The 15,463-nt window shown below is 32.3% G+C and carries 18 protein-coding genes; 2 read left to right on the top strand and 16 right to left on the bottom strand.

The window, feature by feature from the left end:
* Positions 1-147 precede the first annotated feature (147 nt).
* Complete coding sequence (locus H0I23_RS16380; RefSeq protein ID WP_216784360.1) at positions 148-1,248, top strand: DUF4407 domain-containing protein; 1,101 nt, start codon at positions 148-150, stop codon at positions 1,246-1,248.
* Between the two features lie 6 nt (positions 1,249-1,254).
* Here H0I23_RS16380 and H0I23_RS16375 read toward each other — a convergent pair whose 3' ends face one another.
* The 12 genes from H0I23_RS16375 to H0I23_RS16320 all read right to left on the bottom strand — a co-directional run bounded on the left by H0I23_RS16375 (position 1,255) and on the right by H0I23_RS16320 (position 11,133).
* On the bottom strand, positions 1,255-2,259 hold the full coding sequence (locus H0I23_RS16375) for a metal-dependent hydrolase (RefSeq protein ID WP_216784359.1): 1,005 nt from the start codon (positions 2,257-2,259) through the stop codon (positions 1,255-1,257).
* Positions 2,260-2,278: 19 nt separating this feature from the next.
* Positions 2,279-4,051, bottom strand: coding sequence for a DNA mismatch repair protein MutS (locus H0I23_RS16370; protein ID WP_216784358.1), 1,773 nt, complete (start codon positions 4,049-4,051; stop codon positions 2,279-2,281).
* A 324-nt stretch (positions 4,052-4,375) separates the two neighbouring features.
* Positions 4,376-4,738, bottom strand: a complete 363-nt coding sequence (locus H0I23_RS16365) for an MmcQ/YjbR family DNA-binding protein (RefSeq protein ID WP_216784357.1) — start codon at positions 4,736-4,738, stop codon at positions 4,376-4,378.
* Positions 4,739-4,743: 5 nt separating this feature from the next.
* Positions 4,744-5,073: a Dabb family protein gene (locus tag H0I23_RS16360; RefSeq protein WP_371736644.1), complete on the bottom strand. Its 330-nt coding sequence runs from the start codon at positions 5,071-5,073 to the stop codon at positions 4,744-4,746.
* 77 nt (positions 5,074-5,150) lie between these two features.
* Entirely contained in the window at positions 5,151-5,801 is a 651-nt protein-coding gene (locus H0I23_RS16355) for a DUF4230 domain-containing protein (RefSeq protein WP_216784355.1), read from the bottom strand.
* A 2-nt stretch (positions 5,802-5,803) separates the two neighbouring features.
* Positions 5,804-6,154, bottom strand: coding sequence for a DUF4260 domain-containing protein (locus H0I23_RS16350; protein WP_216784354.1), 351 nt, complete (start codon positions 6,152-6,154; stop codon positions 5,804-5,806).
* A complete protein-coding gene (locus H0I23_RS16345; RefSeq protein ID WP_216784353.1) occupies positions 6,154-6,903 on the bottom strand; it encodes a cyclase family protein in 750 nt (249 codons plus the stop codon). Before H0I23_RS16345 ends, H0I23_RS16350 begins: the two co-directional genes overlap by 1 nt.
* A gap of 14 nt (positions 6,904-6,917) precedes the next feature.
* The gene (gene hemW, locus H0I23_RS16340; protein ID WP_216784352.1) at positions 6,918-8,051 is read right to left on the bottom strand and encodes a radical SAM family heme chaperone HemW; all 1,134 of its coding nucleotides are present in this window, start codon (positions 8,049-8,051) and stop codon (positions 6,918-6,920) included.
* 54 nt (positions 8,052-8,105) lie between these two features.
* Positions 8,106-8,660 carry a crossover junction endodeoxyribonuclease RuvC gene (gene ruvC / locus H0I23_RS16335; RefSeq protein WP_216784351.1) on the bottom strand — a complete coding sequence of 185 codons (555 nt, stop codon included), beginning with the start codon at positions 8,658-8,660 and terminating at the stop codon, positions 8,106-8,108.
* Positions 8,661-8,668: 8 nt separating this feature from the next.
* Positions 8,669-9,145, bottom strand: a complete 477-nt coding sequence (locus tag H0I23_RS16330) for a hypothetical protein (protein WP_216784350.1) — start codon at positions 9,143-9,145, stop codon at positions 8,669-8,671.
* Positions 9,146-9,295: 150 nt separating this feature from the next.
* Positions 9,296-10,774, bottom strand: a complete 1,479-nt coding sequence (locus H0I23_RS16325; RefSeq protein ID WP_216784349.1) for a M56 family metallopeptidase — start codon at positions 10,772-10,774, stop codon at positions 9,296-9,298.
* Positions 10,771-11,133, bottom strand: a complete 363-nt coding sequence (locus H0I23_RS16320) for a BlaI/MecI/CopY family transcriptional regulator (RefSeq protein ID WP_024481940.1) — start codon at positions 11,131-11,133, stop codon at positions 10,771-10,773. Before H0I23_RS16320 ends, H0I23_RS16325 begins: the two co-directional genes overlap by 4 nt.
* Before the next feature lie 214 nt (positions 11,134-11,347).
* On the opposite strand from H0I23_RS16320, the gene H0I23_RS16315 reads away from it, so the two are divergent.
* Complete coding sequence (locus H0I23_RS16315) at positions 11,348-11,863, top strand: DUF456 domain-containing protein (RefSeq protein WP_216784348.1); 516 nt, start codon at positions 11,348-11,350, stop codon at positions 11,861-11,863.
* Between the two features lie 2 nt (positions 11,864-11,865).
* Here the strand turns inward: H0I23_RS16315 and H0I23_RS16310 are convergent, their stop codons facing one another.
* The 4 genes from H0I23_RS16310 to H0I23_RS16295 all read right to left on the bottom strand — a co-directional run bounded on the left by H0I23_RS16310 (position 11,866) and on the right by H0I23_RS16295 (position 15,433).
* Complete coding sequence (locus H0I23_RS16310) at positions 11,866-12,417, bottom strand: nitroreductase (protein WP_216784347.1); 552 nt, start codon at positions 12,415-12,417, stop codon at positions 11,866-11,868.
* 83 nt (positions 12,418-12,500) lie between these two features.
* Positions 12,501-13,259 carry an AraC family transcriptional regulator gene (locus H0I23_RS16305; protein WP_216784346.1) on the bottom strand — a complete coding sequence of 253 codons (759 nt, stop codon included), beginning with the start codon at positions 13,257-13,259 and terminating at the stop codon, positions 12,501-12,503.
* A gap of 32 nt (positions 13,260-13,291) precedes the next feature.
* Positions 13,292-14,446 carry an MFS transporter gene (locus tag H0I23_RS16300; RefSeq protein WP_216784345.1) on the bottom strand — a complete coding sequence of 385 codons (1,155 nt, stop codon included), beginning with the start codon at positions 14,444-14,446 and terminating at the stop codon, positions 13,292-13,294.
* Positions 14,447-14,539: 93 nt separating this feature from the next.
* Positions 14,540-15,433 (bottom strand): LysR family transcriptional regulator, encoded by an 894-nt coding sequence (locus H0I23_RS16295; protein ID WP_216784344.1) that lies wholly within the window; start codon positions 15,431-15,433, stop codon positions 14,540-14,542.
* Positions 15,434-15,463 lie beyond the last annotated feature (30 nt).

The following is a 15,463-nucleotide window of genomic DNA, read 5'->3' as shown; positions in this document are numbered from 1 at the left end:
TTAAAAAGCCTTCAAGAAATTTGAAGGCTTTTTTTATGTAACAGATTCACCTAAACGACTACTAACATTAGTCTTGCTATTGTTTAACATAATTTTTCAAATAGAATTTGTACATTAGTTACTCATCAATCAAAAATCAAATCAATTATGTTACAACGTTTTTTTATCCTGTGCTCAGGAGCCGATTCTGAAATACTGACCGAATGTTCTCAAGGAGAACGCAATAAATATGCAGGAATAGGAGCTACGGTATTTTTCACCGCCGTAATGGCATTTATTGCTAGCAGCTATGCTTTATTCACTGTTTTTGACAACATGTATACTTCCATTTTCTTTGGCCTTGTTTGGGGCTTGTTAATTTTTAACTTAGACCGATTTATTGTTTCTACGATACGAAAAAGAGATACGTTTGGAAGTGAATTTTTACAAGCAACACCACGTATTATTTTAGCCGTCATTATAGCTATTGTAATTTCTAAGCCGCTAGAAATGAAAATTTTTGAAAAGGAAATTAATCAAGTCCTTTTAGAACAAAAAAACGAATTGACACTAGCTAATAAGGATCAAATTGCACTACAGTACTATCCTAGTATTGATGCCTTGCATAAAGACATTGAAGCCTTAAAAACAGAAATTGCAAATCAAGAATCAGAAACTAATGCCTTATATGACACTTACATTTCTGAAGCAGAAGGGACGGCAGGAACAAAGCTTTTAGGAAAAGGCCCAGTATACGCAGAAAAAAGAGATAAGCATGATGCGGCGCTAAAAGAACTCAGAGAACTAAAGGAGATAAATGCTATTAAAATTACTGGAATAGAATCTCAGATTACCACTCTCCAAACAGAATATACCACTTCGGTAACAGATTCTCAGCCTATTATTGACGGTTTTGATGGACTAATGGCCAGAATTACCGCATTAAACAAACTACCATGGTTGCCACCGTTCTTTATTTTTTTACTTTTTCTTGCAATAGAAACTTCACCTATCATTGCGAAACTTCTATCGCCTAAAGGTACTTATGATTATAAATTGGAAGAAGAGGAAAGTGTTGTTAAATCTTGGGTGACTCAAAAAGTGAAACAACGCGAGTTACTTGTGGCTACAGATGAATCATTAAATAATAAAATTTATGCTGATATTAGTGAAGAAGAAGCCATATATACCTATAAAAAACAAAAAGCTGAAGAATTACTAAAGTTGCAAGCAGATGCTTTTCATAAATTACAAGTTAAAAATTTATAACACTTTTTAATTGCCCCAAATACGTTTCCAAAGTTCAGATAGTAGTTTTTTAGCATCTGCACTTAATCTTTGGTTTTCTAAAACTTCTAACGTACCATTGGCTTCTTTTAACTGATAGCTAAATGCAAATTGCTTTTCTTTAGGATCCATACTTATAAGGCCAAATCGAAGATCATTAAAATAAAGTTCTCCTTCATTTTCTGAAATAATATACCATCCTTCACAAATAGCAATCAGGCGTTTTACTTTATCATTTTCAGCTAAAGTGCCTAATGCCTGATAATTTTTAGGATAGCTTTCAAAAGCAATTGGTTTAGAATCGAAAAAAGAGTAATTAGCAATTAAATATGCATCTTCTGTTTCAATATTTGCAGTCCATAAAATGGTATTAAAGGGGCTTGGGCGTGTATCAATATCTACGTAAGGTATTTGTTGGTTTGCCAGTGCTGTCGTGAATTTCTGATAAGCAACACCTTTCAAAACCAAGGTTATAGCCATATACGTTATACTTATAACTAAACCCCAAGTATTGTATTTCCTTCTTTTTACAGATGATCTTTTCTGAAACATTGCCAGAATAAGAAAAAACAAAAAAGGAAGTGTATAAAGAGGATCTATTACAAAAATATTTTGAAAAGCTAAACGCATTTCAAATGGCCAAAAAAGTTGCGTGCCCCAAGTAGTAAAAGAATCTAATATAGGATGTGTAAAGAGCCCCCAAAACATTAACCATGACCAGCCTTTCCATGTAGCTTCTTTTTTAGGTAGAAGTTTATACGTTAACCATCCAAATATTGGTGCAAAAATAATAGAGAATAGTATAGAATGACTAAAACCTCTATGCCACTCAATTGCTGTAATTGGATCATTAGTTAAAAAACGTGTAAAAACATCTAAGTCAGGTATTGTGCCTGCTATAGCTCCAAAAAGCATCGCTTTATTACCAACTTTTTTACCCAATACAGCTTCACCTACTGCTGCTCCAAGTACAATTTGCGTAAGTGAATCCATTTTTTATTTTTAATACGTATTAATCTACTATTTGCATTTTTTTCAATAAAAAAGAAGCATTCATATTTTGACAAATACCATCTTTAAACTTGTAATCAAAATGCAGCTCATCATCAATAATTTCTGCATCAAAATAATGATTTTTCACCTGCGGCAAATCATTTGCTGCTTCACACAAACTTAAATCATGTGTTGCTATAATACCTGTTGCTTTTGACCCTATCAATTTTTCTACAAATTTTCTAGAACCTATAGCCTTATCAGTACTATTTGTTCCTTTTAAAATTTCATCTAAGACAATAAAATATCGATCTGTTTTTATTTCATCAACAATAAAACGCAAGCGCTTTAATTCTGAAAAGAAGTACGACTCATCATCCGTTAAAGAATCTGTAGTTCGCATACTCGTTATTAATTTTATAGGGTTATATTCTACATTTTTTGCACAAACAGGTAAACCCATATTTGCCATTACAATTTGTAAAGAGACTGTTCTTAAAAACGTACTTTTACCTGCCATGTTCGCTCCCGTAATAATGAAAAACTCTTCACTATCTATATCTATATCATTTAGAACACTCTTTTCTGGGTTTAATAACGGATGGCCAGCTCCTATAGATTTTAGAACACTCATGTTTTCTGTTATTTTTGGAAAAACATAACTAGGATGATTGTATTTAAAATTAGCTAAACTATTATAAGCATCAAAAAAGGCAATAGTTGAAAACCAACCTTCAACCTTAGTACTGTGTTTTGAAATCCAATCTTCAATTTTGTACGATTGGTAAATATCCCAAAGAAAAAAACCATTACCTATTAAGCCAAAAATCATATTATTACGCTGATCTAAAGCACCTAAAATTCTTGAGAATTCATGTAAAACTTCAGAAGTTTTTTCATTTGTATTTAAAATTGCTTCTCTTTTTTGTTTAAGCAAATCAGACTTAAATTCAATATTTTCAATTTCTAAAATTAACTTTTGATATTGCTGAAATGTCGTTTGTATTTTTCCAGTATCGAATGATAATTGATTTATTTTTTTAACATAAATTCCGGTAATAGCCAAACCTGCAATAAATACAAGTAGTATCACAAAAAAAGAAAGCGGAATTATAAAAAAACCAATAAATGCTAAAATGGAAATACTGGTAAATACTATCGGCACTATTTTTAAAGGTTTAGACAAAAACCTTTTATAGTTTTGTAACCATTTTAAAATGGCTGTATATGCTGTTTCTGTTTGCACTAAAGACCCTATTGCAGAAAACTCTTGCCTCCAATCTACTAATGCTGCTAATTCATTTATTGCTTCTTGCTTTTCTGCTATATCATGAATTGTATTTTCTGTAAAAAGATGTGCTAAATTCTCGCTCCCTTGCGGTAAAACTGTTCTGTTAGCATATTGATAAAAAGACCCTTTACCAAACAAATCTATATCTTGACTAAAATAATGAATAGGCTTTTTATGTTCTTCACCATCTGACAAGTCATGAAAATCTCTTTTTAAAACTTTAATTTCTGTTTCATTAATTTTTATTTGCGCGAGTAGCTTATCTCTTTTGTACTGTAAATTAGAATGCCTAGAAACCAAAAATAAGAATAGAACAATTGCAGCACCGATAACACTTAGAATCATATTAGCAGAGTCTCTAACAAAAAAAATAGCCACACCTGCAGCTAAAAAGACAACTAAACGTATCATGCTGGAAGCAAACAACTGCCCTTTTATTTTTGATAATTGCTCTTTATAAGTCGCTACTTTACTGGAGTAAAATGAATGTAAATCTTCCATTAATAAAAATCTGTGAAATGAAATGTAAAGATATAGTTTCTTACTCTAGAAACTAATGCTAATAGTTATGATTGAATATGTTAAAAACAAAAAGATCAGCTCTCGCTGATCTCTTGCCATATTAAGGTTCGGGGGGAACCTACAATGAATAAGATTTAGGGGAAAAAGGCATCTTATTAATTTCGTTGAATTGATATAATCATCATTTCTTCTGTAAAGGTACATTAGCAATACTTTTTTTATGAAAGTTTTAGCCGAGCGACCTCAGAACTATAGTTAAATAGCAGATTAGTATAGATAAACAAAAAATAAGGTTATACAAGCCTATTCTTTCAACTCTGCTAATTGCTCCTGAAGTTTTTTTGTTAATTTAGAAACCACAAGATCATAAGAATGATCAACAAGTTCTAAAATAAGTTTTGAAGGTAAATTTTCTAATAATAATGTATTCCAATGTACTTTACTCATATGGTAGCCTGGCAACACTGCACCATCATAAGTTTCTCGTAATTCAATAGCCTTTTCAGGGTTGCACTTTAAATTTACTTGAGAGGGTAGTTTTTCTAAAGAAGTTAAAGCAAACATTTTACCCATTACTTTAAACACTAAAGTGTTTTCATCAAAAGGAAACTCTTCTGTAATTCCTTTTTTAGCAATGCAGTAAGCTCTAAATTCCTCTATGTTCATTTCTATTATTCTATAATAGCTTTAGAATCGTATACAATTACTTTATTCCAAAGCTTACTTGATTCTTCTATAAATAATAAATGTGGCGCTTCTTTTTGATATTCTTGCTGTGCATCTGCCGATTCAAAAGTTACAATTAAAGAATATGTAAATGACCCATCAACAACTTCTCTACTTGCCCTTGGTGGCACACCTATAAATTTAGTTTTTGCATATGCTGAATTGTCTAAAAACTTTCGAAGAGAAACTTCAAAAGCTTTACAACCTTCTTTACTATCAGGGTTATTTAACCAAAAATAAACGGTATGCGCGTAGTTAGAATCAAAGTCTTTCATGGTAGTTTTTGTTTGCCCGTAGCTACTAAGCACGGAGAATAATAATATAATTACAACTGTTACTATGCTCTTTATCTTCATCTTTCTAAAAATCTATTCAGTTTGGTTTTTCTTTCGCTTAATTGCTCTTTTGCTTCTATTTTCAAAGCTGTATAATCTAATTTCCAACCTATGGTTTCAACGATTGACTCTATTAGCAAAATAGCTTCTATAGCTTCACTACGGGCTGTTTCCATTAAACCACTCTCAGGAATTTTATCTCTTATATGTTGTTTTGCTTCTTGATTTAATACCGTTAAATCATCTGGCGTAAAAGAATTAAACATACCGTTTTTTATATCGTAAAAATCTAACTCTGGCTCTATAGATAATATTTCGGGTTGCGGAAAATCTGTAAGTATTATTTTCTTCGACTCATTATCTGCTTTCAATCCTACTTTTTTTAAATCGTATCCTATTTGAGCTTTAGCATTTATGACAATTAAAGCCTTTTTTTTGCTAGAAACTAAACTTAAAAAACGCTCTTTTGTATTTTCATATCTATATATTTCGGCAAAATCACCTTCAACAGAGATAAGTTTACAAACGCTTTTAATTTTCTCTAATAAAACGTGTGACTGTACTACTGTCAGTTCTTTGCTTTTCTTTTTTCTAAAAAAAGAATATGCCCAATACGTTGCAATTGCACCTAATATTAAGCCTAGAAAAGTATCAAATATATTATCCATTCTTATTTCCCTATTTCTCCTAAATGTGTAAATTTAAATCCTTTATTGAATTTTAAACCATAACCAAAAATACGATCCAATGCTGCATGGCTAAATAAAATTACACCTATTAATTGACACAAAGGTATTGAAAGATAACAACCTATTATATATATAATTAACGCTAATCCTTTATGATGAAAAACATTATAGAGTATTGCGCCTATTTTAGTATTGAATAAGTAACCTACCATTCCGATATCTGGCATAAGGATTAATATCAAAAACGACCACCACGGGTAATCAAGCAAGCCAAATAAATATATCCCTAATAAAAACTGTACTAACTCTTCTAATTTCAATATAGCTTTCATTATGCTTCTATTTTATATAAAACAGGCCTACTTGGACTAGCATCATTCTCGAAAGCTGCAACTTGAATATTTAATATGTAACCCCCATCTTTAATCGCATTATTAACATAAACAAACTCTGTAATTGTGGCGTTAAAACGAATTTTACCTGCTGTATTCCAAAAAGCATTATGCGATACTAAAGCACCACCATCTTTCTCTTTATCTACCGAAGGTAAATCTACAAGCAGGTGTTCTACTCCTAATTCTACCAAATATAATGCGGCCTCTTCCAATAAGTAAGGCGGGTTTGTATTTGAGTATTGCTTTTGTAGTTTATCAATTATGTTTGGCAATGTTCTAATAACAACCGCCTCACATTTACAATCTTTTAAAGCATATTGTAATTGTTTTTTAGAAATCACGAAATCACCATTATTTCTTTCAGGGGCTATCGTTATTACTTCTGCTAAAAAGAAAAATTGTTTCAAATTTTGATTTACAGAATGAAATTCTTCTGTAATATGCCCAACACACTCTGTATGCGTACCATGTGCATGTGGATTAAACCAAACATCATTAAAATTAGTAGATGCTCCTTCTGATACTTTTCCAACAAATTTATCTTCTGTATGCGGAGTAATTTCTGGATTTTTAATGTACCATGCATTTACATTTGTAGTAGCTCCAGTTATCGGAATAGAAATATCTAAAGGCTTAGAAAAATCTACATTGTAAAGTTTTTTTTTGTGTTTTATACTTGCTTTCAAATTGGTAGTGTTAACTACGACAAGTTAATCATAAAAAGATTTGCTGCAATCCCATCTGCTAGAAATTTTCCTTTTTTTGTAGTTAAAAGAGTATCATTTTTTAGCATTAAAAGTTCTTCTTGAATATATTTGTCAGCTTGTTTTAACAAGTATTTATGGTAGTTTTCACCAAACTCCAAAGCGATTCTTTCTAAAGAAACCCCCCAAACAGTACGCAAACCTGTCATAATATATTCGTTATATCTATCGGTTTTTGATAATACCTCTTCTTCCATCGGAAGGTCGTTATTTTCAATTGCTTTTATATATTTCATATTATTATTGATATTCCAGCCTCTTCGAATTCCGTCGAAAGAATGTGCAGAGGGGCCTATACCTATATATTTTTTTCCTAACCAATATGCCGTATTATTTTTAGAAAAATGACCTGGCTTACCAAAATTAGATATCTCATAATTTTCAAATCCATTTTCTTCCATTTTTTGAAGAAGAATATTGAAATGTTGTTGAGCAACCTCATCATCTACAGGCTTTATTAAACCTTTTTTAATAAAAGAATCTAATGCTGTTTTTGGTTCTACCGTAAGTGCATAACTCGAAATATGTGGAATATTAAAAGACAGTGCCTTATCTATGTTTTTCGTCCAACGCTCACTTGTCATATCAGGCATTCCGTAAATCAAATCAATAGAAATATTATCAAAATAACGCGTTGCAAGTGTTAATGAGTTTTGAGCTTCTTCAGCATTATGTGCTCGATTCATCAATTTCAAATCTTCTTCATAAAAAGATTGAATACCGATACTTAATCTGTTTACACTACTCTCTGACAACTCTATTATTTTTGCTTCAGACAAGTCATCAGGGTTAGCTTCTAATGTAATTTCTGGACTATCAACAACTGAATAATTTACATAAACGGCTTCAATGATTGAATTTATTTCAGCCAATGAAAGCACAGAAGGTGTTCCGCCTCCAAAATAAATGGTTTCTACAATTTCGTTTTTACATTCATTTTTTCGAAGTTTTAATTCTTTTTGTATCGCCGTAATCATTGCATCTTTCTTTCCCATACTGGTCGAAAAATGAAAATCGCAATAATGGCAAGCTTGCTTGCAAAAGGGAATGTGAATGTAAATTCCTGACATTTATAAATATTCAGTGATCAATACAGAATTGACCAATTTAGTTTGATTAAAAAATTACTTTTTTACTCTCTTTTCATTCTGTTTTACAAAAGCATCCCAACCCGTATAGCTTTTACCCACTTCTATTCTTCCTTCATTATAAAAATGACAAACTGCAGCTGCTAAACCGTCGGTACTATCTAAGTTTTTAGGTAATGTTTTTAGCCCGAGCATACTTTGTAACATTTTAGCTACCTGCTCTTTACTTGCATTACCGTTGCCTGTAACTGCCATTTTAATTTTTTTAGGAAGATATTCTGTTATAGGTATTTCTCTTGATAAACCTGCCGCCATAGCCACACCTTGGGCACGACCCAATTTTAACATTGACTGTACATTTTTTCCAAAAAATGGCGCTTCAATAGCAATTTCATCTGGGTGATAAGTATCTATAAGTTCAATGGTGCGCTCAAAAATCAATTTTAGTTTTACATAAGGGTCATTATACTTTTGCAAAAGAAGTTCGTTCATTTGCATAAATTCCATCTTTTTATTCACCACTTTTATAAGTCCAAAACCCATAATAGTAGTACCTGGATCTATTCCTAAAATTATTTTTTCGTTTGCCAAGTGTATTATTATTTGGTATTGAGTACTATCGGAACTCTAAATTTAGCCTTAACAGGTATTCCTCTTTTTAATGCCGGAGATGCTTGAGGTAATGTTAATAGACAGTTTGTTATTATAGCATCAAATTCTGGTATTTGTTCGCTTACAATAGCATTATTTTCAATATCTAAAACTGATATCTCTCCTTTTTTATCCATTAAAAAATCGACATACAGCGTATCTAAAATTTCTTTTTTAAGAATAAACTCAAAACCTTCTAGTGAAGCTGAAAAGTGATTTAATAAGGTTTCTTGAAAACATGCTTTATTATTTTCTTTAGAATTAGCCTCACTACAATTTTCAAAAAGTGGAAATTGATCTAAATCATTAAAATCAATACTCTGAATCTCAGATTCTATCAATCGCTGTGTTTTCTCCTCTTTTGAAGTAAACAAATCACAGGATATAAGTAGGAAAAAACTAAGAAAAACTATTACTATACGCATGTGCGCCAAAATCTTTGCCGAAAATTACAACTTTTTAAGGTATTTAATTGGTTGTAAAGTGAATTTCCTTTTTTAGTACTAATCATTATTTATTTTTAAGCAACAAAAAAGCCAAAGAAATTACTTTGGCCTTGATGTTGTCTTCTAATTTTACTGCAACTTAAAAGTAATAGGAATAGAAAATGGCACACGAACTATTTTCCCATCTTGCTTACCAGGTGTCATTTTCGGTAATAAAGAAATGATACGTTCAGCCTCTGCTTCTAATAACTTATCTGGACCACGCATTTTTAAACCCGCTATAGTTCCAGTTTCATCAATTGTAAATAAAATATTTACTTTACCTTGAATATCTTGTTCTTGAGCTTCTTCTGGGTATCTAAAATTCTTATTTATATGTTGAAACATTTTTTCTTTAAAACAAGCTCTTTGATCTTCAGCATCTTCACAACCTGGAAAAACCGGAGTTTCATCTACAACCATAAATGGCACATCTGCAGCATTATCATAATCTATTTCTTCCTTTGAAAGGGTATTACCTCCCTTGATCACATTTACAGACTCAATACCTTCAGCATTTGTTTTGATTTGGATTTCTTTACCTTTTGTATCTTTTATTGTAAAAAGTCCGACTTTTTTATAAGCGTCAACTTCATTAAAGAAATTAGTTTGTTCCTTTTTCTCCTCTTCAGATAAATTATCCAAGTCCCCTACTTCCAAGAGAAACTCATCAACAGAAGACATCTTTAAAGAGGAGCTTTCTACCTCATCTGTCTTTACCTCACTTTCGCAGGAGGTATAAAAAAGCATTCCAATAACTAATGGTACTAATACTAAATACTTTAACTGAAATACACGCTTTGATTTTGATTTTTGTAACATAACGATTCGTTTTTTGATTAATGATGATTTAAAAAATGGATTGATAAATGAAATATTCTCTGTTTGAAAAACTTGAGACAATAACAGTTGGTATTGTTCTTTTTTGTTGGTTTTAGAGACCTGAGCATCCGCTATAAACTCATGTAATTCTGATATTCTATTTTGGTATACATACACTAAAGGGTTAAACCAATTGATAATGCGAAGCAGTTCAAAAAAGACCAAGTCATACGAATGCCCTTGACGAATATGAACCAGCTCATGCGCTACAATGCTCTCATAATCCTTATCCAATACTTTATCTCCTAGAAAAACAGATTTAAAGAAAGAAAATGCAATTTCACTGTTTCTGATGACGATTTGTGTAAAATCATTCAAATATTGAATGGTGCCCTTATCCTTTAATTGTTTTATCTGATATAATTTAAATACAAAGATGAATGCTGCGATGACCATCCCCGCTATTAATACAATTGTAAACCAACTTACTAAATCATTAGTTCCTGAAACCCCAGAGACTTCAAGATCATTTCTATTCCATAAAAACTCTGGATAGCTAAAAGTAGTTTCTGATACTTTTGTCTTTAAAGCTTCAATTTTTATCCAAGGCAAAACTAGTGACAAAACATATGTGCCAATAAGGTACACTCTGTTCCATTGAAAAAAGGTTTCTTTTTTTAGAAAAAGATCATAAACGATTAAAAACAAAAGCTGAAAAGCGATGCTTTCTAAAATATACTGTATCATTTTTCCTCCTTTTTAATTTCTTTTAATATCGATTCTAGTTCGGATAAATTCATATCATTCTTTTTCATGAAAAATGACACCATACTTTTAAAAGATCCTTGAAAATAACCATCTACTAGCTTGTTGATAGATTGATTGCTGTAGTCTGCTTTCTTCAATAATGGAAAATATAAATAGCCTTTCCCCTCTTGTTCATGATTTACAAAACCTTTACTCTCTAAGATCCGTACAATAGTAGATACTGTATTGTAAGCTGGTTTTGGTTCTGGCAACTCTTCAATAATAGCCGCAACATTGCACTTTTCTAATTGCCACAATACCTGCATTACCTCTTCTTCTGCCTTTGTCAATTGTTTCATGTATCTTAAACTTGTTTCAGTATTTATTAACACTGGTTAAACACTTAAATTAGTACCCTACTATCAAACTAAAAATAGCTTTCAACTAACTTGTTAGTTCAAATATAACTAAATAATTAGTTCAAACTAATAAATTAGTTGAAAAACTTAAAAAAAAATGATGTCGATGTAACAAAGCATCGTAATTTTCGTCTCACTAAACAAACACCCTTAAATGGATATTACGTTACTACTCTTTGGTTTCATTTTTATGCTTGCAGGTATCATCGGAAGCTTTTTACCTGTGCTCCCTGGCCCACCTATAAGTTGGTTAGGGCTTCTACTCCTATTTTTAACAAGCGTTATTCCGCAAGACTGGTGGTTTTTAGGTATCACTCTGGCTATTGCACTATTTGTTTTTGCTTTAGATTATATTATTCCTGCCATGGGAACAAAGAAATTTGGCGGTAGTAAAGCAGGGATGATCGGTACCACTTTAGGACTTCTTGTCGCATTACTATTTCCTGTATTGGGTGTATTCGGGATTATAATTTGGCCTTTTGTGGGTGCTTTTATAGGAGAGCTATTAAATAAAGCCGACAAAAAAACCGCTCTTAAAGCGGCTTTCGGATCTTTTTTAGGATTTATTACAGGAACCTTTTTAAAATTTATGGTGTCTATTGTATTTTTAGGACTCTTTATCGCTAAGGCTTGGGAATACAAAGAAGCACTTTTTCCTTACTTTAAATAGTACTACAACCAAACAGTTTTATCTTCAATAGGGCCTCTTGCAGAATCTGGTATTTCTTGATCATAATTTCCCATATAGAAAAAGCCTAAACATGCTTCTTCATGGTTCATTTCAAAGAAATCTCCCATATGCTTTACTAAAGCTGGAGAACTCCAATAGGCTCCAATGCCTAATTCCGTACACGCCAACCACATGTTTTGTACCGCCATAGCTACTGCAGCTACCTCTTCCCATTCTGGAACACTTTTCACAGGGTCGCGTTGCATACAAATGGCTATTATAGCAGAAGCTTTTTTAGGGTTTTCTATAATTTTCTTAGCTTTAAATTCTTTCGGACTCGGATCTGTCTCTAAATATTTCAAAGAAAGGAACAGCCCTAATTTTTCTAGCGTATCCCCTTGCATCACTTTAAAACGCCATGGTTCTGTTTTTCGGTGGCTAGGTGCCCAATTAGCAGCTTCTAATACTTTTAAAATATCTTCCTTAGCAACAGGTGTATCATTATATTGAGCAGGAAAAACCGATCTTCTCTTTCGTATCACATCAAATATCATAGTTGTTTTTTTCTTTATCAAAGTTAGCCCTAAAGGGATATATTGTTGCTTTGCTTAACAGAATTTTAAAATAAACCCCTCTGCTAAGGCTCAAATTCTGCTTTAAATTGGGAGGGACTTTTTAAGGTATGACGTTTAAAGAAGCGTGAAAAACTACTTAAAGATTCAAATCCGAAATAAAATGCCATTTCTTTTAAGGTGATAGCATTTTGCTTTATCATCCTTTTTATTTCTGTTACTTGACGTTGTTGAATTACTTGTTTCGCGGTCAATTCTAATTTATCTTTCAATATTTGATTCAGCCTTTTCTCACTAATTCCCATTTGCTGCGCATAATAACCCCCTGACGTTTCTTGCAGATAATGACGTTCCATCAACTGTAAAAAAAGAAGTACCCGTTTTTGATGCACATCTTGCTTTAAATAGCCATTATGTAGTTGCCTGATTAACTTTAACAGCAAAACTTTCAATAATGATTTAAGAATTAGATACGCATTCTCCTGTGTATTATATTCTTCCTCTATCAATTCTAATACCACTACGATTCCCGGAAGTTCTTTTGTGGCAATCTGGAAAACACCTTCTGGGGAGCGTTTAAATAAACTTAAAATATCTAAAGCATATTCTTCGTCATCCTCTTCAATAAATTCCCTCTCAAAATATAGTAAAGTACCCTTACTATTTTCGCGTAGTGAAGATGAAAAAGATTCATTTAATGGTTTAAAATAGACACACCTATCTTTATCCATTTCAAAAAAAAGACCAAAGGCATTATCAGAAACAAAGAGGGGTTTACTTTTAAAGGTAGTATCAAGATGGATTTTATCTTTCCAATTTTTCATCGTTGAAAAGATATAAAACAATTTACAAAACATCACATGAGTCGTACTTTTTTAAAAGCGAAAAAGAAAATTAGTGCTATTACCAAAGCTAAACCAGAGGCTACTCCAAATATAAGTCGGGTATCATCAGAAACAAATTCGATAAACGTAGACAAAAACTGGCCAGCAAAAATACCCATAGAGGAAAGTCCTAAATTCTTTCCTTGTGTTTTAATTGTACTTGCTTCTACAATCATGTGATTAAGCAAAGGGATGGTAAAACCAAAACCAACTCCTATACACAAAATACCTGCAATTAAAAGAAACATTGAAGACGCCAAAGCAAAACACACATAACCTAAAACAAAAAATGCAAATCCACTGATAACGGTATTGTATGAATTTAGTTTATCGGTAACTCTTGGCATTTGGCTTGCAGACAAGACCGCTACTAAAGAAATTGAGGCCATAAAATACCCCACTTGACTATCAGAAAAATCAAACACTGTGGGTAAATACTGAGGCAAACGAACAAAACTAACAAAGAATAATGCCATAGCTAACAACGATCCCCAAACAATTAGTTGTACTTCTTTCTTCTGTTTAGGTGTTTCGGCTATATTTAAATCTGCCTTCTGATTATCATCTATTTTACTTTTATCATCCTTCGGTAAAAATAGAAACACGAAGACCAAGCATACAAAAGCTACCAAATAAATAGCAAAAGGATAACGCCAATTCCAATCCCCTAAAACACCTCCAAGAGATAAGAAAACAACACCACCTAATTCTATAGACATTCCTTGCCATGCAATTAATTTCATTCGCTCTTTACCTTTAAAATAATCTGCGATGTATGTAATTAAAGCAACTTGTATTGCAACCGCTGCAGGACCTAATAAAAATCGATCTAAAATTAACAAGTAAGTATTGGTAATAAACCCGCCTAAAAAACCGAAAATAGCATAGGGAATTAAGCCCAAACACAGTAATTTGAAGGTGCCTATCCTGTCTATTAATTTACCTACTGAAGATGCAAAAACGACCACTCCAAGGGAAGGCAATGTAATTAACCATCCAGGGCTATATGAAAAATTTAAATTTTTAGCAATTTCCGTTAATGATGGAGCAATGGCAGTACCTACCATAATGGTAAGTGTACTCGTGAAAAGGATCACTGCAATTCCAAAATTATTAATCTTATTCATTTATGTATCGTTAAGAGTGCAAAATTCTATAAGATTGATGAATATGATGTTTCCGTTTTTCTAAATTGTTATACCATTATGGAAATTTTACATTCAAGATTTTTTATGTAACACTACATTTAAACAATGTTTAAGGGTAGGGTTTCGGTTGTCTTTTTTCCAAATAACAGACAGCTCAGCACGTTGCTTTATTTTTTTTAATTCGATAAATTTCACCCCCATATCAAAACCATATTGCAGTGATGTAGGTACAATAGCAATACCCAACTTATTCTCCACCAATTTAAAAATGGTTTGTGCATGTACCGATTTGTGAGAAACGCGTGGCGTAAATCCTGCGTCTTCACAAATACTCATGACGGTATCAAAATACAAGGCACTATAATCCTGTGAAAACAGTATAAACTCTTCATCAGCAAACTGATTCATCTTTTTAAAATTATCCGAATTAATAGGATGCTCTTTGGGAAGCACGAGAGAAAAAGTGTCTTGCATCACTGTTTTAATACCTAAACCATCTGGCACTCTTGCCAGTCTTACAAAACCAATATCTAAAGTATCCTTTAAAATGGCATTTACTTGAGCCGTATTTGAAAGTTCTTCTAGCGTGGTCTTTATCTGCGGGAAACTGTCGCGTAACTTAATCAACAAATCAGGAACTACGGTCTGCATGGCCGACCCTAGAAATCCAATCCGAATCTCTCCAAAATCGCCATCCGATATCAATTTTAATTGCTTTTTAGTAACTTCTAGATGGTTTACAATAAACTCTACTTCTGCTTTAAGGTATTCCCCGGCTGGAGTCAGCGTTACTTTTTTCTTATTCCGAACAAACAAGGGAGTTGCTAAAATTTCTTCCATCTGTTTAATTTGCCTGCTTAATCCAGGTTGAGAAATACACAGTTTTTCTGCAGCTTTTCTATAATGTAATTCATCGGCTACTGCCAAAAAATAGTGAAAATGACGCAACTCTAGTTGATAACCCATAGTTATTGAATAGTGATATATATGATATTT

This window comes from Cellulophaga sp. HaHaR_3_176 (genome assembly GCF_019021925.1).
Taxonomy (GTDB): Bacteria; Bacteroidota; Bacteroidia; order Flavobacteriales; family Flavobacteriaceae; genus Cellulophaga.
The sequence above is the reverse complement of the archived record's forward strand: the minus strand, read 5'-3'. Positions and strand labels throughout refer to the sequence as shown.